Here is a 23,639-nt window from a genome sequence, read left to right as displayed (position 1 = left end):
GTGAATGAAACAAGAGGTTTATATGAAAGACATTATTCAAAGGTTCGGGGCCGCGATGTTTGTACCCGTTCTATTATTTCCAGCAGCGGGCATGTTATTGGGTTTCTCTGTTGTGCTGTTAAATCAAGAAGTGTTCCCTTGGGCACTAGAGGGGAGTGCTTGGGTTAAAGTCTCGACGATCATTTTACAGGCATCTCTCGCTGTATTTAAAAATATGGCACTTATTTTTGCCGTTGGGTTACCTATCGCTTTAGCTAAAAAAGCATCTGGTCGCGCTGTACTTGCAACACTTGTTTCCTACATTACGTATAACTACGTTATTGGTGGAATCCTTCAATTTTGGGGGCCAGAACTGGGCGTTAACTATACGGAAGGTGAGCGAGGTTTGACTGAAGTTGGTGGCATTCTAACGCTTGATACCAACTTGCTAGGTGCCATTTTAATTGCAAGTCTCTCTGTTTGGGTTCACAACCGATTCTTTGATAAAAAGCTACCGGATTGGGCGGCTGTATTTGGCGGAACGCCATTGGTTGTGATCATTAGTTTCCCCATTATGGTCGTGATGGCAATTCTAACTTGTTTGACTTGGCCAAGTATTCAGCATGGTATTAACAATCTGCAATCATTTTTGGTTTCTGCTGGATCGTTAGGGGTATGGCTATTTACGTTTTTAGAGCGAATCATGATACCAACGGGATTGCATCATTTCGTATATGGTCCCGTTTTTTATGGGCCAGTTGCAGTCGATGGCGGGACGGTTGCCTATTGGATTCAAAATATACAGACATTCGCCCAGAGCTCGGAAAGTTTAACGACACAATTTCCTCAGGGTGGTTTGATGTTGACGGGAATGGGTAAAGTGTTTGGTTGTACGGGTATCGCACTAGCACTCTATTCAGTTGCGAAAAAAGAAAATAAAAAGATGGTGATGGGGTTAGTGCTCGGAGCCGCAATCACAGCAATTCTTACAGGGATCACCGAACCAATAGAGTTTACATTCTTATTTATCGCACCTGCGCTGTTTGCTTTGCATGCGTTGTTATCTGCGACAATGGCAACGATCGCCTTTATGTTTGGTGTTTCCGGTAACTTTCAGACTGGCTTGATAGACTTCATTTTCCAAAACTGGTTGCCTTTGGCTGGTAACCATGCAGGAACATACGTGATTCAGATTATTATTGGTCTCATGTTTACTGGTGTTTACTTTGTTACGTTTCGCGCGCTTATTTTAAAATACAACATACTTACTCCGGGACGTGAAGGTGCAGATAGTAAGTTGTATTCCAAAGCTGACTACAAAGAAGCGAAAGAGGTCCATAACAGTAGCGCAAGTCCGTCACAAGCTAGTGCCTTTATTGAAGGTTTGGGTGGAAAAGAAAACATTGACTTGTTAACTAATTGCGCGACGCGTCTGCGTGTTAAAGTTAAAGATGTCTCTCTAGTAAAGGAGAACGCATTTTTCACACAGCACGGAGCGGTGAATATTGTTAGAAATCAAGAGAGCCTTCAAATCATCGTTGGTTTAACGGTGCCACAAGTTCGCGAAGATATGAGCCAACTGATAAAAGCTTAACCCCCAAACTAATGCTCCAGCTCATATGGCTCAAAGGTGAGATAGAATTATCTCACCTTTTTTGTGTACATGAAGCATATTTCGCTCAGTTTCCACGAAAGTGGGGAGGAGTTATCGAGCGAGCTAAAATATAGTTAGGTTATACCCGTCTGTATTGTGGGAAGACTTGTTGGGTCTCTAAGTGACGGTGGCGCCTTCTATGTTGAAAAGCGTTTTAATTTCTTCCAGCACTTCTGGGTTAGCAATAGCACCAATGTTTTTTACAGCTTGTCCGTTTACCAATTGTTTCACTGCTAGCTCAACCAATTTGCCTGAGCGCGTTTTAGGAATATCACTGATAGCAAAAATTTGTCGTGGGACATGGCGTGGTGAACATTTTGTTTTCAATGTTTGGCGAATTGAATCGGTGAGTTGTTGGGTTAACTCGACGTTGTGAGCGAGTTTTACTAGTAACCAGATTTCTTCAGACTGCTGGTTTAACTTGCCGACAGCGATGGAGTCTTCAACCTCGGGTAGCACGTTCACTTGTTGGTAGATTTCAGCGGTACCGATTCGTACGCCGCCTGGATTTAAGGTTGCGTCACTACGGCCATAAAAAATAAAGCCGCCATGTTCGGTTTGCATCACATCGTCGCCATGGTGCCAGATATCGGTAAACTTGCTCCAATAAGCGTTGTGATAACGTTCGCCGTTGTCGTTCCAGAAGCCAATAGGGAAGTTAGGTAGCGAGTTATTGCAAGTCAGTTCGCCGCGTTTTTGCGTAATAGTATGTCCACCATCCTCTAGAACACGTGCGTCGATTCCCAGCCCTGCGCCTTGGCATTCACCTTTGTAAACTGGTGAAATAGGGTTTCCAAGTACAAAGCATCCGCAAATATCCGTGCCGCCAGCGATAGAAGCGAGATGCAAGTCCTGCTTGATGTGCTGATAGACATAATTAAATTGTTCTGGGTAAAGCACCGAACCAGTTGAGCACAGAGTTTTGAGTGACTTCAGGTTATGTTCTAGTTTTGGAGAGCAGTTCGCCTGCTCCAGTGCCTCTAAGTATTTCGCTGAAGTACCAAACAGCGACACGTTATGTTCTTCAGCTAATCGCCATAAGACGGAGTGATCAGGGTAAACCGGACTACCGTCGTAAATCACTAAGGCTGCACCACTCGCAAGAGCGGAAACATGCCAGTTCCACATCATCCAACCACATGTTGTGTAGTAAAAAACCTTGTCTTGCGATTTGATGTCGCAATGCAGTTGATGTTCTTTGAGGTGATTGAGCAAGGTACCGCCTGCGGAATGGACAATACACTTAGGTTGACCTGTTGTACCAGAAGAATACAAAATGAATAACGGGTCATTAAACAGTACTGATTGATATTGAATTGATTGTGGAGAAAAGTCGTGAGTAATATCGGACCAAGAAACAAACTCAGAAGTGCTAGCACTTTCAGCGTTTTGTAAATATTCGATTTGGCATACGCTAATAGTAGTCTCTTCGGAGGCACTGCTTAACTTACTACTAAGAGTGGTGTTCTTGTCCGTCATATCGAAAGCTTTGCCTCCGAACTGGTAGCCATCACAGCAAAAAAGAACTTTCGGCTTGACCTGACCAAAACGCTCTACGACACTATCGATACCAAAATCAGGAGAGGTTGAAGTCCAAATGGCACCAAGACTGGTGGTGGCCAGCATGGCAATAACGGTTTCAGGAAGGTAGGGCAAATAACCCGCAACGACATCGCCTTTACCGACACCACAATTGAGTAGCCATTGTTGAATGGCGGAAACTTGTTCAAGCAACTGTTTACCGGTGAGTTGTCGGTGTTCACCGCTTTCATTGCTAAAAACAATAAACTCACGCTCTGGTGCTTGTTCAGCCTGAGATAGGAGGTTCTCTGCGTAGTTCAGCGTGGCGTCAGCAAACCATACTGTGTCTCTATTTACATGGTGATGACTAGAACCTGTTTGTGTCCATTTGGGACTGCCAAGGCTCTTGATTTGCGAACCCATATCTCCGATTACGTTGCAAAACTGCCAAGTATGTCGCCAAAATTCATCATTGTGCTCAATGGACCAATGGTGTAGAGACGGGTAATTGTTGATTACGGCACCTTCGGCTTTGTCTTTATTAACCTTTTCAATGAACCGTAATAAGTTGCTATTGCTGACGCGCTCAGCAGATGGTGACCAAATAGGTGTAGAATTTGGCATAGGTCCCTCTAATTTCAATTCTTTTGAATATGACCAAAACAAAATAAAGGGGCGAACATAGCAGTGTTCGCCCCTTATCTGATCGTTTAAAGTTGTTCGGCAAGCTGAGGTAGTACCTCAAATAAATCACCAACCAATCCATAGTCGGCAACTTCAAAGATAGGAGATTCTGGATCTTTGTTGATCGCGACAATCACTTTGGATTCCTTCATTCCTGCAAGATGCTGGATGGCACCGGAAATCCCAACCGCTATATAAAGCTTAGGTGCAACGATTTTACCGGTTTGACCCACTTGTAAGTCGTTGGCAACAAACCCGGCATCAACCGCCGCGCGAGAAGCGCCAATGGCAGCACCTAGTTTATCGGCCACTTGTTCGATCAACGCGAAGTTCTCTTTGCTACCGACCCCGCGTCCACCTGACACAACCACCTCTGCCGCGCTTAATTCAGGACGTTCTGACACGGTTTTATCGACAGAAACCAATTCAACCATTGGAGCTGAGATAGTGACCTGCTGATGCTTAATATCAGCTTGGTTGCGACAAGTAACCGGCTCAAACGCAGACGCGCGCACGGTGATGACGCGAACCTTGTCGCTGGTGGTCACTTTGGCAAATGCGTTTCCTGCGTAAATAGGGCGGATAAAAGTGTTTTCATCGATAACTTGGACAATATCGGAAATTTGCCCAACGCCGAACTTCGCTGCTACTCGAGGTGCAAGGTCTTTCCCTTTTGATGATGAGCTAGCCCAGATTGCGTCAAAACCTTCAGCAATACTCACTACAATAGGTGCGATACTCTCGGCAAATTGATGCTTAAGTTGCTCATCATCGACACAAATTACGTTTGATATACCATCAACGCGACAAGCTTGCTGAGCGACTTCTTCACACTGGTGGCCCACTACGATCAAAACATTGTCTTGGCTGACTTGTTTTGCTGCATTAACCACTTTGAGTGTGTCCGCATGCAATTGGTTATTGTCATGCTCTGCTATGATTAAGTTCTTCATGAAATCACCTTCGCTTCGTTACGCAGCTTATCGAGAAGCTCTGAGACAGATTCAACCTTGATGCCACCTTTTCTTTGCGCTGGCGGTGTGATTTCTTGAATGGTTTGGCTAAATACCACTTCAACACCCAGACTGTCAGGTGTGATGGTATCTAACGGCTTGCGCTTAGCTTTCATGATATTAGGCAAAGAGGCAAAACGCGGTTCATTCAGGCGTAAGTCAGTACTGATCACCGCAGGTAAGTTCATCGCGACCGTCATCAAGCCGCCGTCCACTTCTCTCACGACCTGAACTTTTTGATCTTCAATCTTCACGTCGGAAGCGAAAGTTGCTTGAGGCCAGTCAAGTAGGGCGGCCAGCATCTGAGCCACTTGGTTGTTGTCCGTATCAATGGATTGTTTACCCGTAATCACAAGCTGTGCTTGTTCTTGCTCAACTAGAGCTTTGAGCAGCTTAGCAACAACTAATGGCTCTATTTTGTCTTCAGTATCGACATGAATAGCGCGATCGGCGCCTAATGCAAGCGCGGTACGTAGTTGCTCCTGACACTGGCTACCGCCAGCACTGACAACGATGACTTCATCTGCAATACCTTGCTCCTTTAGTCGTACGGCTTCTTCAACGGCTATTTCGCAAAATGGATTAATCGTCATCTTGACGTTATTGGTTTCAACATCGCTATGGTCCGCTTTCACGCGAACTTTAACGTAGGGATCAATGACCCTTTTGATTGGCACTAGTATTTTCACGTTAGATTCCTTTTACAGTGAAGACTATGTGTTTACAGTGAAGACGATGTGATGACGTCTTTAAAATGATGTTAATTTACCTTTACGTTTGCGTCAACTTTAAATATATTGTTGATTAACAAGTTGGCAACATGCAAAGAAAAAGGAATGCAATCATGGAAAGAGACTGCATGGAATTTGATGTTCTGATTGTAGGCGCTGGTCCCGCAGGTTTGTCTGCGGCATGCCGAATCAAACAATTAGCAGCAGAAAAAAAACAAGACCTCTCTGTTTGCGTGGTAGAAAAAGGTTCTGAAGTTGGAGCGCATATTTTATCGGGTGCGGTGTTTGAAACGCGGAGTTTGGATGAGCTTTTTCCCGACTGGGAAGAGAAAGGCGCTCCGCTCAATACCAAAGTAAACCAAGATAAAACCTACTATCTAGGCAATGACATCAATGGTCATGAACTGCCTTCTTGGGCGGTGCCTAATACGTTACATAACAAAGGTAATTACATCATAAGTTTGGGCAGTCTATGCCGATGGATGGCGTTGCAGGCTGAGAACTTGGGGGTGGAGGTCTACCCAGGTTTTACCGCCAGTCAAGCGATCATCGATGAAGATAGTCGTGTTTGTGGCGTGATCACGGGCGATATGGGATTAGATAAAAATGGTGAACAAAAAGAAAATTTCGAACCTGGTATTGAACTGCGAGCGAAGTTTACTTTATTTGCTGAAGGCGCACGGGGGCATATTGGTAAGCAGTTGATTAACCGATTTAATCTTGCTGAAGAGAAAACGCCTCAACACTACGCTATCGGTTTTAAAGAGCTGTGGGAAATCCCATCAGAGCAGCATCAGCAAGGTTTAGTAGTGCACGGATTAGGTTGGCCGTTATCAAATGAAGCTACAGGTGGCAGTTATCTCTACCATTTAGAGGGAAACCAAGTTGCCGTCGGGTTGATTGTTGACTTGAATTATAAGAATCCGCACTTGAGTCCATTTGATGAGTTTCAACGTTTTAAACACCACCCGTTGATTGAGCAATACCTCAAAAATGGGAAGCGTATTAGCTATGGCGCGAGAGCGATTACCAAGGGCGGCTTTCATTCGCTTCCCACGCAGCAGTTTGCTGGTGGCTTGTTAATTGGCTGTGATGCAGGAACACTTAACGGCGCTAAAATCAAAGGCACACACACCGCAATAAAATCTGGAATGCTTGCCGCTGAAGCAGTATGTGAAGCCCTTGAGAGTCAGTCAGTTACTGCTGATTATCAAAAGCATTTCAAACAGTCTTGGCTGTATGAAGAGCTTTATCAAGCACGTAACTTCTCAAGTGGAATCCACCGCTTTGGATCGTGGCTGGGCGGTGGTTTAGCGCTGCTGGAACATAACGTGTTAAAAGGTAAAGCTAAGTGGCATATCCGCTGTGATAAGCCTGATCATCAGTCTCTGTTATTGGCGGAAAACAGCAATGAAATTGTCTATCCGAAGCCTGATGGCGTGTTAAGTTTCGATCGCCTCTCTTCCGTTTATCTATCCAATATCTTCCATGAGGAAGATCAACCATGCCACTTACGACTGGAGAACCAGCGGATCCCTATTGAGCAGAACCTTGAATTATATGCAGAGCCAGCACAGCGCTATTGTCCGGCTGGCGTGTATGAAATCGTACAGGGGGAGCAGCAGCCAGAGCTGCAAATAAATGCGGCCAACTGTATCCACTGTAAGACGTGCGACATCAAAGATCCAAGTCAAAATATTACCTGGACTCCGCCAGAAGGTGGTGGTGGTCCTAACTATCCAAATATGTAAGCGTTTGAGAATAATTTTTATTAACAATTTATTTACTTAAAGTTTGCGTTAGTTCAAATCTTTCTCGATGAACTCGATTGCAACTTAATCTTTCAGGCACTATTCTGATTTTAAATTGACGTTTACGTAAACTGAATACAAAGTTGATGCATAGGTGTAAAAGCGGTTACCAGTATCAAAGTTAGGTTTGATCAAATAGTGCTCAATGGAACGCACTTAAATAACGAAAGGGAGATCAACTATGGTATCGGAATCGCCTCTGTTGCAGGTAAACGATATTTCATTGGCTTTTGGTGGGGTGAAAGCTTTAACTGACGTGAGCTTCCATGTGAATGAAAAGGAAATTTTTTCAATCATTGGTCCAAACGGTGCAGGTAAAACCTCAATGCTCAATTGCATCTCTGGTCGATACACACCAAACAAAGGCTCTGTAATCTTCGCTGGAGATGACGTAACTAAACGTACACCAAGCCAACGAGCTGAGTTAGGGCTGGGAAGAACCTTCCAAAACTTAGCGCTCTTTTCTCATATGTCGGTACTGGACAACATCATGGTTGGCCGACACCACCTACTGAAAAATAACTTCGTCACGGGGCCACTCTATTGGTTCTCCAATGCGCAGAAAGAAGAGATGGCGCACCGCAAATATGTGGAAGACGTGATCGATTTTCTAGAAATCCAGCACATCCGAAAAGCGACTGCAGGCACGCTATCTTACGGCTTACGTAAGCGTGTAGAGCTTGCTCGTGCCATTGCCTTAAAACCTAAGTTACTGCTGCTTGATGAACCAATGGCAGGTATGAACTTGGAAGAAAAGGAAGACATGGCACGTTACATCATGGATCTGAATGAAGAATTAGATATCACGATCATCATGATTGAGCACGACATGGGCGTGGTCATGGACATCTCTAATCGCGTTTTGGTTTTGGATTTCGGTAAACACATTGCTACGGGTGAGCCTGAAGAAGTGATGGCCAACCCACATGTGAAACAAGCGTACTTAGGCGAAGAGTTACCGACATTAGAGGAGAGTGCATAATGGCACAGCAACATAATGATTGGGCAGATATAACCCGCTTAGATACCTTTCCAAAAGTGTTGCAACACAATGCCAAGAACTGGCCCGAACAAGTCGCAATGCGTGAAAAGGAGTTTGGTATATGGCGAGAGTTCACTTGGAAAGATTATGAAAACCGCGTCAAGTGGATGGCACTGGCACTACGAGATTTGGGTATTGGTGAGCAAGATGTCGTTGGTTTGCTAGGTGATAACCGCCCGGAATGGGTATGGGGCGAGTTAGCGGCACATGCGATCAAAGGTTTCTCGCTGGGCATCTATCAAGATTCTATGCACGAAGAGGTGGCGTACCTTATCAACTATGCCAAAGCAAAAGTCGTGATTGCCGAAGATGAAGAGCAATGCGACAAGCTGCTTGAGCTTGGTGATGAAATTCCTAGCGTTGAATACATTATTTACTGCGATCCTCGTGGAATGCGTAAATACGATGATCCAAGATTGATTGATGTTGAACAGGTCTACAAAAAAGGTCAGCTGATTGATAAAGCGGACCCAGACAAATATCTCAATATGGTTGTTGAAACCAAAGGCAGCGATCTTTCAATTCTTTGTACAACGTCGGGTACGACTTCTAAACCAAAATTGGCTCAGCTACACAGTGGCACGTTCTTGGATCACTGTGCGGCTTACTTGCGTGCAGACCCTCGTTCCCCAGGCGACAACTACGTTTCTGTTCTGCCTTTGCCTTGGATTATGGAGCAGGTTTACGTGGTTGGTCAGGCGTTGATTTCTCGTCAAATCGTTAACTTTGTGGAAGAACAAGAAACCATGATGTCCGACTTGCGTGAAATCGGTCCAAACTTTGTGCTGTTAGCGCCGCGAGTGTGGGAAAACATTGTGGCAGACGTGTCTGCACGAATGATGGATTCGACACCGTTTAAGCAAAAGATGTACAAACTGGGCATGAGCTTAGCCAACAAAGCGTTAGAGCAGGGCAAACGTTCTAAACTCGCCGAATGGATTCTTTTGCGTGCTTTGCGAGACCGTTTAGGCTTTTCGAACCTAACATCTGCTGCAACGGGCGGCGCGGCGATGGGGCCTGACACTTTCCGTTACTTGCAAGCGATCGGTGTACCACTCAAGCAGCTTTACGGTCAAACCGAAATGTGTGGTGCGTACACCGTCCACCAAGCCGATGACGTGGACTATGATTCGGTTGGCGTTGCGTTTGATAATGCAGAAGTGAAAGTCATCAACCCAGACAGCAATGGCGTTGGTGAAATCATCGCGAAAAGTACAGGCATGTTTACTGGCTACTTAAACAACCAAGCAGCATATGATGAAGATGTTCAAGATGGTTGGATGCACACAGGCGATGCGGGCTATTTTAAAGATTCCGGTCACTTGGTGGTGATTGATCGTCTGAAAGATATGTCGGAAACCAGCCACGGCGACCGCTACTCTCCGCAGTTCATTGAAAACAAACTCAAGTTCTCGCCGTTTATTGCAGAAGCCGTGGTGGTAGGTAAAGGTCGACCTTGGCTGTCTGCCATCATCTGTATTCGCTATGCGATCGTCGCGAAGTGGGCAGAGCAACGCGGCTTGGCATTTACCAACTACACCAACTTATCTGCTCAACCAGAAGTGTACCAAGCGATTCGTGAAGAAGTTCAAAAAGTGAACGAATCCCTACCGGATGCACAGAAGATCAGCAAATTCATTCTACTTTACAAAGAGCTGGATGCCGACGATGGCGAGTTAACTCGTACGCGTAAAGTGCGTCGTGGTGTGGTTGCAGAGAAATACGGAGACATCATCGAAACCATCTACAGCGACGATCCAAAAGTCGATGTCGATACAGTGATCACTTATCAAGATGGCACTAAAACACGCATTCAAACGTCGCTAGTTATTGAAACGCTTATTGAGCATGAGCCAACACTAGTGGATAGCGAACAACGGAGGATCGCATAGTGAATACGGATTTATTACTGCAACTCGTCATTAATGGCGTGATCGTTGGCATGTTGTATGGCGTTGTCGCCATGTGCTTTGTATTGATTTACAAATCGACCCAGGTGGTCAATTTTGCTCAGGGTGAGTTCTTGTTGATTGGCGCGTGGGTATGTTGGGCGGCATTGGTGCACCTACAGTTACCGTTCTTTATTGGCTTTTTACTCACGCTCGCGTTCATGATGATTTTTGGTATCGCCGTGCAAACCATTGTGCTCAGACCGTTGATTGGTGAACCGATTATTTCTGTGATCATGGTGACCATCGGTCTATCGATGTTTTTCCAAGCGCTGATGAAGTGGATATTTGGCGTCTCTGCTGTGTCGTACCCGCAAGTGTTTGAAACCAACGTGGTGAATATCGGAGGTTTGAATGTTGAGTTTGCTTACATTCTGAGTTTGATCTTCTCAATGCTCATCATGGGCGCGTTTTACTGGTTCTTCAAATTCAGCAAAATGGGTCTGGCAATGCGCGCAACGGCATTTAACCAGCAAGTAGCCCAGAGTCTTGGCATTTCCATCAAGAAAGTGTTCGCCATCAGTTGGGCCATTTCGGCAATGGTATCTGCAACAGCAGGGATTGTTATCGGTATCGTTAACGGCGTATCTGACGCGCTATCCATTATTGGTATCAAAGTTTTCCCAGCCGTTATTTTAGGTGGCTTAGATTCGGTAGTCGGCGCAATTGTCGGTGGTATCACCATCGGGGTGCTAGAAAACTTGGCTGAGTTTTTTGATAGCCAATACCTGCAAGTGGGTAACCTGTACAACATCGCACCATTCTATGTGCTGTTAATCATTCTTGCCTTCAAGCCATATGGCCTGTTTGGTACCAAAGATATTGAGCGTATTTAAGGAGAAATAACATGGCTCAACTTAGCATGCGCCCATGTGGGGATTTTCGAACCACATACAAAAGCGATACGCCAATTTTTGAAACCAAAACCATCAGAAGCCTTGCGATTGCTGGTGTCATCGCCATGCTGGCAGCACCGCTGGTCTTGGATATTTACTTCCTAAACCTGTTTATTCAGATTGCATACCTCGGTATCGCGGCATTGGGCTTAAACATTCTGGTTGGTTTTACCGGACAAATCTCGCTAGGTCACGGTGCGTTCTTTGGCTTTGGCGCCTTTGCATCGGCTTGGTTAAATAACCAGTTTAACATTCCAGTCGTGTTTGCGATTCCGCTCGCGGGTTACTTAACCATGATTGTGGGGATGCTGTTTGGTCTGCCAGCGGCTCGAATTAAAGGTTTATACCTAGCTATCGCAACGTTGGCGGCGCAGTTTATTCTAGAGGACTTCTTTGCTCGCGCAGATTGGTTCAGTGGCGGCTCATACGGTGCTAGCGCGAACCCAATTAATTTGTTTGGCTTTGAGTTTACGACTGACGAAAGCTTTTTCTATATCGCTCTGTTTGCGCTGATCTTCATGTATATGTGGGCATCAAACTTAATCCGTTCTCGTGACGGTCGCGCGTTTGTCTCAGTACGAGATCACTATCTGTCAGCAGAGATCATGGGCATCAACCTAACTAAGTATCGTCTGCTCTCATTTGGAGTGTGTGCATTCTATGCTGGCATCGGGGGCGCACTCTACGGACATTATCTAGGGTTTGTATCAGCAGAAGGCTTCACCATCATGATGTCTATCCAGTTCTTGGCAATGATCATCATTGGTGGCTTAGGCTCAGTCAAAGGTACGCTGATGGGGACGATATTTATCGTACTGCTGCCTGAAGTTTTAGAGTTTGGCGTAACGGGGCTTTCAGCGTTTGGTGATACCACCGCTTTCACTGATGGTCTGGCTTACTTCAAAGAAATGGCGATTGGTTTAGTCATCATGCTGTTCCTCATTTTCGAACCTCAAGGATTATCGCATCGCTGGCAACAGATTCGAGCATATTGGAAACACTATCCGTTCTCATATTAACGTGGAATTAAGTGGAATATACCTCAATAACAAGGACAACGAGTTATGAACAAAGGACATTTAGCGACAACGTTGGTGCTGTCATCTGCACTGTTTACTACCACAACTTGGGCAAAAGATTCTGTGTTTGTCGGGCAATTAGTCGACTTTTCTGGACCAACTGCCTATGTGAGCAAGCCTTATGGTTCTGGCGTGCGAGACGCATTGCGTTGGATTAACCAAAACGGTGGCATTAACGGTACCGAGCTCGAATTTGAAACAGTAGACATGGCGTACAAAGTACCAGTGGCGATTTCTAACTATAAACGTTGGGTGGCGCGTAAAGACATGGTTGCGCTGCAAGGTTGGGGTACGGCGGATACCGAAGCACTTATTTCGTTTGTCACCAAAGACAAAGTGCCGGTGTTCTCTGCTTCTTACTCTGGTCACTTAACTGACCCAACTGGCAAAAACCCAAAAACCGCGAAACCAGCGCCTTATAATTTCTTTTATGGTGCGTCGTACTCAGATGCGTGCCGTGCGCTAGTTAAGTGGGCGAAAGAAGATTGGGAATCTAAGGGCAATCAAGGTGCGCCGAAATTTACGCACATTGGCGATAACCATCCATTCCCGAATGCGCCAAAAGAAGCGTGTGCAGAGTACGCTAAAGAGCTTGGTTTTGATGTGCAAAACCCAGTCGTTGTGTCACTAAAACCAGGGGACTTCAAAGCGCAATGTTTGTCGCTGAAAGAGTCAGGCACCAACTATGGTTACATTGCTAATATCGGTAGCTCGGTTATCTCACTAGTGAAGTCTTGTAACACGGTTGGGACAGAGTTCCAGTACATGGCAAACATTTGGGGCGGCGACAAGCCAGTGCTTGAAGCAGCAGGCGATGGCCTTAAAGATTACGTTTTCCCGGGTATGACGGCGTTTTGGGGAGATGATAATGAGGGCATGAAGCTGGTTCGTGAGATTTCTAAGCAGTCTGAATCAGAGCCGGGCGAATTCAGAACTCACCATTACATTCGCGGTATTTGTTCTGCGTTCTATATGAAAGAAGCAATGGAGTGGGCGAAAGACAACGGTGGTATCACAGGTGAAAACATCAAGAAGGGCATGTATGTCCATGACAACTGGGTACCACAAGGCTTAGAAGGTGTTTGTGTCCCTGCGAACTGGAAACCGGAAGATCACCGAGGCACAACAACCGTGAACGTCTTTATGGGCAACAACGATGGCGGCGCAGTTGATATTAAGAAAGTATCTCAGGTGACATTGTCACGTCGTGACGATTGGCTAGGTTACTAATCTACGACTTATTAATAACAAAGCTTACTGAAAATAAGGATGGGTGAGAGAACACTCTCACCCTAGCAAGGAGTAGCTTGATGGCTGAATTAGCAACGAATATCGAACCGGCAGAAATACTGCTTTCAGTGAACAACATTGAAGTCGTCTACGACGAAGTAATACTAGTACTTCGCGGTGTGAGTTTAGAAGTTCCAAAAGGGCAGATTGTGACCTTACTGGGCGCCAACGGTGCGGGTAAATCCACAACGTTGAAAGCCATTTCTGGTTTATTGAAAACCGAAGATGGTGAAGTGACGCGCGGCGAAATCAACTTCATGGGCGAGCGTATAGACAACAAAAGCCCGGAAGAGATCGTCCGTTCGGGCATCTTCCAAGTTATGGAAGGGCGCCGAATTGTTGAAGATATGACGGTAATAGAAAATCTTCGCTTAGGCGCTTATACACGCACTGACAACGAAGTTGAACAAGACATCGAAATGGTGTTTGACTATTTCCCGCGACTCAAAGAGCGCACTGGCCTGGCGGGCTATTTGTCTGGCGGTGAGCAACAAATGTTAGCGATTGGCCGAGCGTTAATGGCTCGACCGAAGATGATTTTGTTGGACGAACCGTCTATGGGGCTTTCTCCGCTGCTAGTTAAAGAAGTATTCAGCATTATTAACAAGATCAACAAAGAGCAAGGCATTACCATGCTTTTGGTTGAACAGAATGCCAACTTCGCTCTTCAAGCGGCCGATTACGGTTACATCATGGAATCAGGCAAAATCGTACTAGATGGCAGCAAGCACGAATTGCTAAACAATGAAGACGTAAAAGAATTCTACCTTGGCGGCGGCGATGAAGATCGCAAGAGCTTTAAGAATCTGAAATCTTACAAACGTCGTAAGCGTTGGTTGTAAGGAGCAAGGATGAACGAACTATTTGATGCGAAAGAATCGTTGTCTCTACAGGCGCGAGAAGAGTCGCTGTTTCAACGTTTGCCAGCACTGATTGAGAATTCGAAAGCCAATAGCGAACATTACGCAGCGCATTTTTCTGAGTTAGATCCTACATTGGCAAACAATCGTGAAGGGCTTGCTCAGTTCCCGATTACACGTAAGTTCAATGTACCTAATCAGCAGCAACTTAAACCGCCGTTTGGTGGCTTAAATAGCGTTGCCATTGGTCAAATGGCGCGCGTATTCCAATCTCCTGGGCCGTTGTATGAGGCTCAAACGGATGAGGCCGATTTCTGGCGTATGGGGCGCGCGTTTCACGCTGCTGGGTTCTGTGCGGGTGATTTAGTGCATAACACGCTCTCTTACCATTTCTCTCCTGGCGGATTTATTATGGATGGTGGCGCAAGGGCTTGTGGCTGTGCGGTATTTCCGGCTGGAGTAGGCAATACCGAAGCGCAAATAGAGGCAATTAAACAGCTTCAACCTAATGGTTACACTGGCACACCTTCGTATTTGCTGACGTTGCTACAAAAGTACCAAGAGAAATACAATGAGCTGCCTAGCTTTGAGAAAGCTCTGGTCTCTGGTGAAGCGGTTACAGCAGACATGGAACAGATGTTTGAGGAAAAAGGCATTGCAGTCTTTCAAGCCTACGCAAGTGCAGAGCTTGGTTTGATTGCTTATCAAGTGTCTGGTGAACAAGGATTAGTGATTGCCGAAGATATTATTGTTGAAATCGTTGATCCTGATGGTGTTCCTGTACAACCGGGAGAAGTCGGTGAAGTCGTTGTAACCTCGCTTGATGAGAAGTTCCCGCTGATTCGCTACGCAACGGGAGATTTATCGGCATATCTAGAGACAAGTTCTGATTCTTCACGCACGAATGCACGAATTAAGGGCTGGATGGGACGAGCAGACTCCGCGGTGAAAGTAAAAGGGCTGTTTGTTTATCCGCATCAGATCCAAGAAGTCTGTCGTCGCCACGATATTAAAGGCTCCTTGAAAATTGAGCGCGATGGCTTCAACGATGCCATTACTTTCTGTTGTCATGATGTGCATGTATCAGCAGAGGACATTCAAGCAACACTCCAGTCTGTCACTAAACTGAAAGGCAATGTCCAGTTTGTACCGAACCAAGCGGAGCAGCCGTTAATCAATGATCTTCGCAGTTAACTCATTGGTGGCATAAGTGCAGTAGAAAGTGGTTGTCATAAAAAACTAACAACGTCAGACAAAAGGCTAGAAAAGGGATATCACATTGCGCTGCGTATCCCTTTATTTTTTACTACCGCAATCAGGGAGCGGGTAAATGAAACAGGCACCAATGATTAACACACAATTCTGGGATGATTTGTTTATCCGAGGCACTATGCCTTGGGATGCCCAATCGACACCTCAAGAACTCAAGGATTATCTCGACAATTCACTTCATGTAGGCCAGTCAGTGTTTATTCCTGGGTGTGGTGCCGCTTATGAACTGAGCACTTTTATTCAATATGGGCATGACGTGATCGCGATGGATTACAGCCAAGAAGCGGTAAAAATGGCGCAATCAACGTTAGGTAACTACAAAGATAAAGTCGTATTGGGTGATGTATTTAATGCCGATTTTTCTCACTCGTTTGATGTCATTTACGAGCGGGCCTTTCTCGCAGCACTACCGAGAGATATGTGGTCAGAATACTTTTCGATGGTGGATAAATTATTGCCAAGCGGAGGTTTTCTAATTGGTTTTTTCGTCATTGATGATAATTACCTATCACGCTTCCCTCCATTTTGTTTGCGAAGTGGGGAGTTGGCAGCTTTTCTAGAGCCCACGTTTGAACTTGTGAAGTCCTCAGTGGTGGCAAACAGTGTTGAGGTTTTTAAAGGCAGAGAGCAATGGATGGTGTGGCAGAAGTGTTAGTCGCTTTTAATCTTTTTGAAGAAGTATTCGCGGAAACTTTCTGGTTCTTTGTGAATCGCTGATATATAAGTCTTCACTCTATGCCTGATGGAATGCTCACATAGTTTGTCGGTTTGTGTGAAAAATTAATTTCTCGTTGCTGGTTTTAAGTTGTTGAGATATCTCTAACAGCGGTTGAGTGGTTGAGTTTATTGCTGGCACGGGTTATGTGCTCAGAGCGTAAAGCGACAGATCAGCATCGATCCGAAAGGTAGTAGAACGTCTCTTACTGATCTGTCTATTTCATGCTTATACTATTTTAGGTTGACCATCTGATGCGGTGGCACCGCCGTCTACAGGTAGGTTTGCGCCATTAATGAAAGATGCGTCATCACTTGCCAAGAAAGTCACGACAGACGCAATTTCTTCAGGTTCGGCTGCTCGGCCAAGCGCAATGCGCTCATTGAATTTATCGCGGATGTCCTGCGGCCAGCCGTTCGTCATGTTGGTTTTTACTAAGCTTGGGCATACGGCGTTAATTCTTACCCCATCCGCACCATGGTCCAATGCCATCGCTCGGGTAAGGTTCACCACTGCGCCTTTACTCGCGCAATAGAATGCGGCACCCCAGTCACCACCCAAACCGGAAACGGACGCGGTATTTACCATACAACCTTTCGTTTTTAAGAGTTCAGGTAACGCAAACTTCGCGCAATAAACGACGCCGTCAATGTTTACACCAGAGATCTTCTTCCAGTCTTCCACACTACCTTCAATCACGGTACCAGGGACATGTACGCCTGCATTGTTTACTAAAATATCCAGTTTACCGAAACGGGTAACAACATCAGAAATCAGTGCTGCGACTTTGTCTGGATCAGAAACATCAATGGAATGTGCCGACACACGCTGTTTATCAAAGCCCTCAACGGCGTTTGCCAATTGCTCTTCATTCCAATCGGCAAGAGCGACGTTTGCGCCTTCTTCATACAAACGTTTTGCGATGGCCAAACCAATGCCATTGGCAGAGCCAGTCACGAGTGCGACTTTATTTTTTAATCCTCTCATGCGATTTCTCCTTCGAAACTTACAAAAACGGGATCTTGATTTTTCTCTGTGCGCGGCAACATCAGTTTGTCGTTGTCGCTGTAATCTACGGGGATAGCCACCACTGCTGGTCCTTCAACATCCATGGCTTTATTCAATGTCGGTAGCAATTCGTGTTGACTAGTCACTGCGAAGCCTTTCGCGCCAAATGATTCGGCGTACGCCTTGAAATCAATTGGTCCAAATTTCACACCAGAGCAGCGCTGATATTTGTTGATCTCTTGCATTTCTACCATGTTGTAGGCGTTATCAACCCACACAATATGGACGATATTGCAGTTCAGTCTAACCGCGGTTTCTAACTCCATGCTCGATTGCATAAAACCGCCGTCTCCTGATATCGATACCACTTTGCTACCAGGTTTTAGTAGGCTGGCACCAATGGCCCATGGCAGTGCAACGCCCATCGTTTGTTGGCCGTTAGACACCAGCATTTGGCGAGCTCGAAAACAGCTTAAGTAACGAGCGATCCAGATGTGGAAGCTCCCCATATCAAGGCATAGCGTGGTATCTGGTGTGATGATAGATTGCATGGCTTTAATTAGCGCCAGTGGATGAAACCCTTGCTTGTGATAGACATTGGGATAGGTCTTGATCACTTGCCGTTGCAGTGCTACCTCTTCCAGTACTGAAAGTGCCGTTGGGGAAAGGCGAGCATATTCAGAGATATAGCTGCCCATCTTGTCTAATGACTGCGCAATGTTTCCGACGATTTCAACACAAGGTTGATAATTAAGTTGGTATTCTGCCGGTTCAATATCGAGGTGAATCACTGGGTTGCGGTGGCTGTTCCAAAGCTCAGGGTCATACTCTATTGGGCTAAAGCCGATGGTGAGAATTAAATCGGCATCACGCAGTAAAACATCGCCGGGTTGGTTGTTAAATAAACCGACACGCCCAGCAAAGTGATGATAGTAATTGATATCTACCGTGCCGGCGGCCTGGTAAGTGCCGACAACGGGTAGCTGCGTATTTTGAAGAAATCGGGCGATAGCAGCAGCGTTTTGACTGCGGCTCGCGTGAAGGCCAAGTAAAACCACACAGCGCTTTGCTTTACTGATTCGACTGACCGCATCTTCGATTGCTGCGATGTCAGCGCAACCAGGCTGTGTGTAAGGCGAGGGGACAATAATGTCCGTTTGGGTTTGCTCGGATAAAACATCTTGGGGGAGACTCAAAAAGCAAGCCCCAGGACGACCTGACTCTGCGATACGAAATGCGTTCGCCATGATCTCGCTTGCGGCGTCCACATGCTGCACTTCAGCACTGAACTTAGTTATAGAGCGAAAAATACTGACGGTATCCATGCTCTGGTGTGTTTGTTTTTGCTGGTCAGTTCGTTTCACCGCACCACCGATAGCAATCAGCGGATCGCCTTCGGAGTTTGCTGTTGCCACCCCCGTAACTAGATTTCCACAGCCAGGGCCTGACGTAACCATGGTGACGCCTGCTTTGCCGGTTAGTCTTCCCATAACGCCCGCCATAAATGCGCCGTTAGCTTCGTGGCGTACCGGAATCATTTGGATGTTAGTGTCTTCAATCGCATCGAACAGTCGATCGATTTTTGCACCGGGAATACCGAAAATGTACTTAATGCCGAGAGACTCTAGCTGTTGAGCGATCAACTGAGCTCCATTTTTATTTGAAGGTTTGGATTGCATTTGTTGTCCTTATTATTTGCCTGACTTTGTTACTTTTCCGCCTTTTCTATGGCGGTATTTATATCTTCCGGAGCCAAATTGGCGTTGAGGAAGTCTGTCGATACCGGGGTATCAATCACTAGCCGCGAGACTTTGCCAATCTGGAGGAACCCTGACGAAATGCTGTAATCCTGGATATGACCACCTCCTTGGCGGTCATCGGTAATAAAGTGTTCGTGATAGCCGGGCACATTAATGCCAGTCGTGTATTTAGGACTGCGAAAGCCGGCGACCACGCCTTGCTTATGCGTGAAGCGGAATGTTGGTTGTTCTTTGACCACTTCAAGCATTGGCCGATAAGGGCGTGTTTGTTTAGGTACGGTACGAGTACGAACTGAATCGAAAACGCCATCAATGCGCACTGCGCAAAATAGGTTATCGCTTGGAACCATGTCGTCTATGAGGTTATGGACTTCATGACGTGACATGCGCGATGTCAGTGGCAGCTCGATATCAGGTTTAAAAAAAGTCATGACAGCAAAGGGCGTTTTTTGCGCCAGGTCTGCCGGGTTTGCGGAGCCATCCGACTTGAGTTGAAAAACTTCCTTATCAAAAGCAATCAACTCACCATCCAATTCATTGAACGTACCTAAACCAAAATCCCCATGTTTCAGCAGTTCTTCTATGGTTGTTGAACCTTCGTAAACTCCAGCGATCAAAGCACTCATTAACGAAGTCTGATAAATCTCACCATCTCCGGTAACGTGATGGTATTCAGAAAATTCTTTCGCTACTTCAAGCGAACAAGCACATAGAGGGTTATAAAATCCACGCATGAGTAAGACCAGTTATGCAATGAAGAGTATATTTAGATTGACTTCTACACGGTGCTAAATCCAATATAAAAAAGATTTATTTTGATATGGAAAATATATGGAATTTCGCTACCTGAAGTATTTTGTCTCGGTCGCCGAGACTCGTCACTTTACCCGAGCAGCTGAACAGTTAGGGATTGCGCAACCTCCTTTGAGTCAACAAATCAAAAAGCTAGAGCACGAGCTTGGCGTGGACTTATTTAAGCGCTTGTCTAGAGGAGTAGAGCTGACCCGTGCAGGGCAAGTCTTTTATACGGATGCGGTAAATATTCTTGCTGATGTGGAACGCGCTAAAGCAAAAGCTCGTCAGATTGCTCGTGGTGAAAATACGCAGGTTAAAATTGGGTTCGCGACGTCAACATCAACCTGCATTAAGGTATTGGAGAGGATTGGGCGTATTCAAGAGAATGGGGTTCATTTACAGACGGCGGAACTATCAATGCCAGAGCTTGCCACTCAGTTAAAAAGCAAACAACTTGATCTCGCAATCATGCGGCTACCCTGTTACGCCAGTGAGCCTTTTGAGCACAAGGTGTTGTTTAACGACCCGTTTGTCGCAGTGATTCCGGCGGGCCACGAACTGGCAAAATATCCCTGTATCCAGATGAAACAGTTGAGAGGCCATAAAATTTTACTGTTTCCACGAGAGACTGGACCCGCATTGTTTGATGGCATGAGCACACTTTTTGCCGACGCAGGAGTAAGGCTCGAACCACAGTTCGCAGCACCGCAACTTCGTACGACGATTGCCATGGCGCAGGCCGGGTTAGGTATTGCTCTCGTTCCGCGCTCACTGGCTGAACATCTCGATGATTCCGCGACAGTCGCTGAGATTGATGATATCCCTCTCATTAGTCGTGTTGTTGTTGCTTGGGAAGCATCTAATCTCAATAAACAAGCGCTAAAAGTAGCCATGCACATCGGTCATGTTGAGGCTTAAAGATGAGTCATCGAATTGGCTCTGATAGCCACAGGCAAATGTGATACTCTCACTCGTTATATGCAAAGCTATGCTTTGGTTGAATAGACAAATCTTACTCAACGAATAGAACTTACTGAGGATGTACCAATGATATACGCTGCGGTCTTTGATATGGACGGGTTGCTGATTGATTCAGAACCTTTGTGGAAGGAAGCGGAAAAGCAGGTGTTTTCATCAGTTGGTGTCCAAGTGACCGAAGTGCTGTCAAAGCAGACTGCAACGATGACGACAGGTGAAGTAACAAGGTTTTGGTATGAACGTAATCCTTGGCAAGAAAAGAGCCTAGAGGAAGTAGAGAATGCTGTTGTGGATAAAGTGGAGGCATTAATAATTGAAAAAGGATGCGAATTAGAGGGTGTTACAGAAACACTCAAATTGCTTAAGGAAAAAGGGTTTAAGATAGGGTTGTCTACTAATTCACCTTATCAACTCATTCCCATCATTTTGAACAAACTCGGTATTGCCAGTTACTTTGACGCGATATCATCGTCAGACGATGTAGAGCAGGGTAAGCCAGAGCCAAATGTCTACCTTTTAACAATCAATAAACTAGGTGTAGATTCAAGTAACTGTATTGCCTTTGAAGACTCTTATTCGGGTATGCTTGCGGCAACACGAGCAAACATAAAAACAGTCGTGATACCTCAACCTGATAAGTTCTACCAAGAGTTTAATGAAGCCAGCCTAAAGCTGCAAAAGCTATCAGAGTTTAATGAAAGCCATTTGGCGAGTTTAATGGACTTGAATTTGAAAGCAACAATTGCACCAACACCGCATGAAAGTTTTTTAGAAGAAGGACTTGATTGTGAATAGTCGGTCGCTGAAAAAATACCTACTGCCAATGTTCTTATTGGTTTTACCTATAGAATCATTCGCAAAAGATACGACTATGTTGGACGAGCTCAATAATCGATTTGTTACATTTGAAAGGCGATTTGATGATTGTATCAACTCTTCTTCTCAAAATGATGTGAGTGAAAACATTGTCGATAAGATTCAAGCGCTTAATATTGATTTTGAAATTTCGGTTGGCTATTTATACAAACAATCACTTTATTTATGCTCTGATAATGAATTCAGTGATTTAGCAAGAATTATCATGATAATTGAAACCTCCGATAATGATGGATTGCAATTATCAAAGGCAAAAGCTAGTCAAATTAGAAAGCTACTTTTTAGCAAAGTGGATTTACGTTTAGAGTCGAAGTTTCAAAGTTTACCGCAAGATAAAAAGGAAGCATTACTGAGCATTGCGAAAAAGCTTGAACCTTTTGATCTCGTAAGCATGCATGAACGACTTCAGGCAATGTAGACTTATGAAAGAATGTTTTGAGTAGATTCTTAACGCTTGGCTTTTTCATTAAGATTGAGTATTAGGTTCAACGCCTCTAGCTCTTACACAAGATCTAGAGGCATCCATTTTTTATTGACTTAAAAATGCCGCGCTAAGATTTTAACCCTGCAGCGGTCATCATGACGCGAAATAACATAGACACTAACCCTAATGCAGCGACGCTAACGACCCAAATTCCAACCATCCACGCCCATTGGCGGCACCAATTTTTGACTTTCATACTCACTCCTTATCAACTCGTTAATGGTACGCTTCGTCTTCTTTCACTTTTCCAGAGAAGACATAATAACTCCAAAAGGTGTAAGCCAGAATGATCGGGATGATGATCACCGCTCCAACGAGCATAAAGCGCTGACTGCTTGCAGGAGCCGCTGCTTCCCATATTGATATGCTAGGAGGAATGATATTTGGCCAGATACTGATGCCAAGCCCTGCGAACCCGAGAATCACGATCACTAGCGCCATCACGAAAGGGCTGCGCTCTTTACGCTTTTTAACGGAGTCAGCAATCTTCAAACATACCAGTCCAGTAATGACTGGTACGGGCAGTAAGTAGAACAAATTCGGCAGAGAAAACCATCTTTCCGCAATGGTAGGGTAAGCAAGTGGAGTCCAAGCGCTCACAATGACTAATGCGGAGATCATCGCCAGTAGTGTTTTATTAGTGAAGCGGTACATCGTGTTTTGCAGTGCACCTTCCGTCTTCATGATGAGCCATGTGCTACCGAGCAGCGCGTACGTTGCGACTAAACCCAAACCGCAAAAGATGGGAAAAGGGGTAAGCCAGTCTAGTTGGCTACCTACGAAGACGCGGTTTTCCACCGCAAAGCCTTGAATTACCGCGCCAACAACGATGCCTTGGAAAAACGTGGTTAAAATCGATCCGACCATAAAAGAGCGATCCCAGAACTTTAAGTGGCTTTCCAATGCTTTAAAGCGAAACTCAAATGCGACTCCACGAAAGATCAAAGCAATCAACATCAACGTTAAAGGGATGGTTAGCGCTTCAATAATCACCGCGTAAGCCATCGGAAAAGCGCCAAATAGAGATGCGCCTCCAAGCACAATCCAAGTTTCGTTACCGTCCCAAACTGGCGCGACACTGTTGACCATGACGTCTTTTTGTTTTTCATCCTTGATGAAGGGCATCAGTATTCCAATACCCAAATCGAAGCCGTCCATGATGATGTACATCAAAGTGGCAAAAACGATGATCGCGAACCAAATAACGGATAAATCAAAATGCATATTCTCTACCTTAACTTT

Annotated in this window: 21 protein-coding genes; 13 read left to right on the top strand and 8 right to left on the bottom strand. The window is 45.4% G+C overall.

Translation table 11 applies throughout. The features are described 5' to 3' along the window. Positions 1-22 precede the first annotated feature (22 nt). A complete protein-coding gene (locus R7127_RS14715) occupies positions 23-1,573 on the top strand; it encodes an alpha-glucoside-specific PTS transporter subunit IIBC (RefSeq protein WP_064376650.1) in 1,551 nt (516 codons plus the stop codon). A 177-nt stretch (positions 1,574-1,750) separates the two neighbouring features. Here the strand turns inward: R7127_RS14715 and R7127_RS14710 are convergent, their stop codons facing one another. The 3 genes from R7127_RS14710 to R7127_RS14700 all read right to left on the bottom strand — a co-directional run bounded on the left by R7127_RS14710 (position 1,751) and on the right by R7127_RS14700 (position 5,540). Then, entirely contained in the window at positions 1,751-3,778 is a 2,028-nt protein-coding gene (locus tag R7127_RS14710; RefSeq protein ID WP_064376642.1) for an acetoacetate--CoA ligase, read from the bottom strand. An 86-nt stretch (positions 3,779-3,864) separates the two neighbouring features. Then, a complete protein-coding gene (locus R7127_RS14705) occupies positions 3,865-4,791 on the bottom strand; it encodes an electron transfer flavoprotein subunit alpha/FixB family protein (protein ID WP_053349217.1) in 927 nt (308 codons plus the stop codon). Then, positions 4,788-5,540, bottom strand: a complete 753-nt coding sequence (locus R7127_RS14700; RefSeq protein WP_042523555.1) for an electron transfer flavoprotein subunit beta/FixA family protein — start codon at positions 5,538-5,540, stop codon at positions 4,788-4,790. Before R7127_RS14700 ends, R7127_RS14705 begins: the two co-directional genes overlap by 4 nt. Before the next feature lie 155 nt (positions 5,541-5,695). Between R7127_RS14700 and R7127_RS14695 the strand changes: the two genes are divergently transcribed. The 9 genes from R7127_RS14695 (at position 5,696) to R7127_RS14655 (ending at position 16,436) form a co-directional block, all read left to right on the top strand. Further along, the gene (locus tag R7127_RS14695) at positions 5,696-7,333 is read left to right on the top strand and encodes an electron transfer flavoprotein-ubiquinone oxidoreductase (protein ID WP_033906429.1); all 1,638 of its coding nucleotides are present in this window, start codon (positions 5,696-5,698) and stop codon (positions 7,331-7,333) included. A gap of 241 nt (positions 7,334-7,574) precedes the next feature. Beyond that, positions 7,575-8,375 (top strand): ABC transporter ATP-binding protein, encoded by an 801-nt coding sequence (locus tag R7127_RS14690; RefSeq protein ID WP_005373297.1) that lies wholly within the window; start codon positions 7,575-7,577, stop codon positions 8,373-8,375. Continuing rightward, the gene (locus tag R7127_RS14685) at positions 8,375-10,327 is read left to right on the top strand and encodes a long-chain fatty acid--CoA ligase (RefSeq protein ID WP_005373296.1); all 1,953 of its coding nucleotides are present in this window, start codon (positions 8,375-8,377) and stop codon (positions 10,325-10,327) included. The genes R7127_RS14690 and R7127_RS14685 overlap by 1 nt, the downstream gene beginning before the upstream one ends. Then, on the top strand, positions 10,327-11,220 hold the full coding sequence (locus R7127_RS14680; protein WP_005373295.1) for a branched-chain amino acid ABC transporter permease: 894 nt from the start codon (positions 10,327-10,329) through the stop codon (positions 11,218-11,220). Before R7127_RS14685 ends, R7127_RS14680 begins: the two co-directional genes overlap by 1 nt. Before the next feature lie 11 nt (positions 11,221-11,231). Then, positions 11,232-12,299 (top strand): branched-chain amino acid ABC transporter permease, encoded by a 1,068-nt coding sequence (locus R7127_RS14675; RefSeq protein ID WP_005382737.1) that lies wholly within the window; start codon positions 11,232-11,234, stop codon positions 12,297-12,299. Positions 12,300-12,344: 45 nt separating this feature from the next. Next, the gene (locus tag R7127_RS14670) at positions 12,345-13,589 is read left to right on the top strand and encodes an ABC transporter substrate-binding protein (RefSeq protein WP_033906430.1); all 1,245 of its coding nucleotides are present in this window, start codon (positions 12,345-12,347) and stop codon (positions 13,587-13,589) included. Between the two features lie 80 nt (positions 13,590-13,669). Continuing rightward, positions 13,670-14,491, top strand: a complete 822-nt coding sequence (locus R7127_RS14665) for an ABC transporter ATP-binding protein (protein WP_005373283.1) — start codon at positions 13,670-13,672, stop codon at positions 14,489-14,491. 9 nt (positions 14,492-14,500) lie between these two features. Further along, the gene (locus R7127_RS14660; protein WP_033906431.1) at positions 14,501-15,703 is read left to right on the top strand and encodes a phenylacetate--CoA ligase family protein; all 1,203 of its coding nucleotides are present in this window, start codon (positions 14,501-14,503) and stop codon (positions 15,701-15,703) included. 136 nt (positions 15,704-15,839) lie between these two features. Then, on the top strand, positions 15,840-16,436 hold the full coding sequence (locus tag R7127_RS14655; RefSeq protein WP_033906432.1) for a methyltransferase domain-containing protein: 597 nt from the start codon (positions 15,840-15,842) through the stop codon (positions 16,434-16,436). Between the two features lie 288 nt (positions 16,437-16,724). Here R7127_RS14655 and R7127_RS14650 read toward each other — a convergent pair whose 3' ends face one another. Genes R7127_RS14650 through budA form a run of 3 tightly spaced genes read right to left on the bottom strand, consistent with a single transcriptional unit; the run spans position 16,725 to position 19,998 of the window. Next, positions 16,725-17,483 (bottom strand): SDR family NAD(P)-dependent oxidoreductase, encoded by a 759-nt coding sequence (locus R7127_RS14650; RefSeq protein WP_033906433.1) that lies wholly within the window; start codon positions 17,481-17,483, stop codon positions 16,725-16,727. Next, complete coding sequence (alsS, locus tag R7127_RS14645) at positions 17,480-19,183, bottom strand: acetolactate synthase AlsS (RefSeq protein ID WP_053349211.1); 1,704 nt, start codon at positions 19,181-19,183, stop codon at positions 17,480-17,482. Before alsS ends, R7127_RS14650 begins: the two co-directional genes overlap by 4 nt. A 29-nt stretch (positions 19,184-19,212) precedes the next feature. Continuing rightward, entirely contained in the window at positions 19,213-19,998 is a 786-nt protein-coding gene (gene budA / locus R7127_RS14640) for an acetolactate decarboxylase (protein ID WP_005382707.1), read from the bottom strand. A 97-nt stretch (positions 19,999-20,095) separates the two neighbouring features. Here budA and R7127_RS14635 point away from each other — a divergent pair, with 97 nt between their 5' ends. The 3 genes from R7127_RS14635 to R7127_RS14625 all read left to right on the top strand — a co-directional run bounded on the left by R7127_RS14635 (position 20,096) and on the right by R7127_RS14625 (position 22,331). Continuing rightward, positions 20,096-20,977 (top strand): LysR family transcriptional regulator, encoded by an 882-nt coding sequence (locus R7127_RS14635; protein ID WP_033906435.1) that lies wholly within the window; start codon positions 20,096-20,098, stop codon positions 20,975-20,977. A gap of 129 nt (positions 20,978-21,106) precedes the next feature. After that, entirely contained in the window at positions 21,107-21,832 is a 726-nt protein-coding gene (hxpB, locus tag R7127_RS14630) for a hexitol phosphatase HxpB (RefSeq protein WP_033906436.1), read from the top strand. Then, the gene (locus R7127_RS14625; protein ID WP_235213037.1) at positions 21,825-22,331 is read left to right on the top strand and encodes a hypothetical protein; all 507 of its coding nucleotides are present in this window, start codon (positions 21,825-21,827) and stop codon (positions 22,329-22,331) included. The genes hxpB and R7127_RS14625 overlap by 8 nt, the downstream gene beginning before the upstream one ends. A gap of 133 nt (positions 22,332-22,464) precedes the next feature. On the opposite strand, the gene R7127_RS14620 is transcribed toward R7127_RS14625, so the two are convergent. After that, positions 22,465-22,593 (bottom strand): DUF2474 domain-containing protein, encoded by a 129-nt coding sequence (locus R7127_RS14620; protein ID WP_017447407.1) that lies wholly within the window; start codon positions 22,591-22,593, stop codon positions 22,465-22,467. Positions 22,594-22,613: 20 nt separating this feature from the next. Next, on the bottom strand, positions 22,614-23,621 hold the full coding sequence (cydB, locus tag R7127_RS14615; protein ID WP_033906439.1) for a cytochrome d ubiquinol oxidase subunit II: 1,008 nt from the start codon (positions 23,619-23,621) through the stop codon (positions 22,614-22,616). Positions 23,622-23,639 lie beyond the last annotated feature (18 nt).

This window comes from Vibrio sp. 1159 (genome assembly GCF_033340395.1).
Taxonomy (GTDB): domain Bacteria; phylum Pseudomonadota; class Gammaproteobacteria; order Enterobacterales; family Vibrionaceae; genus Vibrio; species Vibrio alginolyticus.
This window is presented reverse-complemented; position numbering and strand designations above follow the sequence as displayed.

What these genes read in the sequence shown, in the direction of transcription:
- R7127_RS14715 (WP_064376650.1), top strand. Translation starts at nt 23, where the DNA reads ATGAAAGACATTATTCAAAGGTTCGGGGCCGCGATGTTTGTACCCGTT.
- R7127_RS14710 (WP_064376642.1), bottom strand. Translation starts at nt 3,778, where the DNA reads ATGCCAAATTCTACACCTATTTGGTCACCATCTGCTGAGCGCGTCAGC.
- R7127_RS14705 (WP_053349217.1), bottom strand. Translation starts at nt 4,791, where the DNA reads ATGAAGAACTTAATCATAGCAGAGCATGACAATAACCAATTGCATGCG.
- R7127_RS14695 (WP_033906429.1), top strand. Translation starts at nt 5,696, where the DNA reads ATGGAAAGAGACTGCATGGAATTTGATGTTCTGATTGTAGGCGCTGGT.
- R7127_RS14690 (WP_005373297.1), top strand. Translation starts at nt 7,575, where the DNA reads ATGGTATCGGAATCGCCTCTGTTGCAGGTAAACGATATTTCATTGGCT.
- R7127_RS14685 (WP_005373296.1), top strand. Translation starts at nt 8,375, where the DNA reads ATGGCACAGCAACATAATGATTGGGCAGATATAACCCGCTTAGATACC.
- R7127_RS14675 (WP_005382737.1), top strand. Translation starts at nt 11,232, where the DNA reads ATGGCTCAACTTAGCATGCGCCCATGTGGGGATTTTCGAACCACATAC.
- R7127_RS14670 (WP_033906430.1), top strand. Translation starts at nt 12,345, where the DNA reads ATGAACAAAGGACATTTAGCGACAACGTTGGTGCTGTCATCTGCACTG.
- R7127_RS14665 (WP_005373283.1), top strand. Translation starts at nt 13,670, where the DNA reads ATGGCTGAATTAGCAACGAATATCGAACCGGCAGAAATACTGCTTTCA.
- R7127_RS14660 (WP_033906431.1), top strand. Translation starts at nt 14,501, where the DNA reads ATGAACGAACTATTTGATGCGAAAGAATCGTTGTCTCTACAGGCGCGA.
- R7127_RS14655 (WP_033906432.1), top strand. Translation starts at nt 15,840, where the DNA reads ATGAAACAGGCACCAATGATTAACACACAATTCTGGGATGATTTGTTT.
- R7127_RS14650 (WP_033906433.1), bottom strand. Translation starts at nt 17,483, where the DNA reads ATGAGAGGATTAAAAAATAAAGTCGCACTCGTGACTGGCTCTGCCAAT.
- alsS (WP_053349211.1), bottom strand. Translation starts at nt 19,183, where the DNA reads ATGCAATCCAAACCTTCAAATAAAAATGGAGCTCAGTTGATCGCTCAA.
- budA (WP_005382707.1), bottom strand. Translation starts at nt 19,998, where the DNA reads ATGCGTGGATTTTATAACCCTCTATGTGCTTGTTCGCTTGAAGTAGCG.
- R7127_RS14635 (WP_033906435.1), top strand. Translation starts at nt 20,096, where the DNA reads ATGGAATTTCGCTACCTGAAGTATTTTGTCTCGGTCGCCGAGACTCGT.
- hxpB (WP_033906436.1), top strand. Translation starts at nt 21,107, where the DNA reads ATGATATACGCTGCGGTCTTTGATATGGACGGGTTGCTGATTGATTCA.
- R7127_RS14620 (WP_017447407.1), bottom strand. Translation starts at nt 22,593, where the DNA reads ATGAAAGTCAAAAATTGGTGCCGCCAATGGGCGTGGATGGTTGGAATT.
- cydB (WP_033906439.1), bottom strand. Translation starts at nt 23,621, where the DNA reads ATGCATTTTGATTTATCCGTTATTTGGTTCGCGATCATCGTTTTTGCC.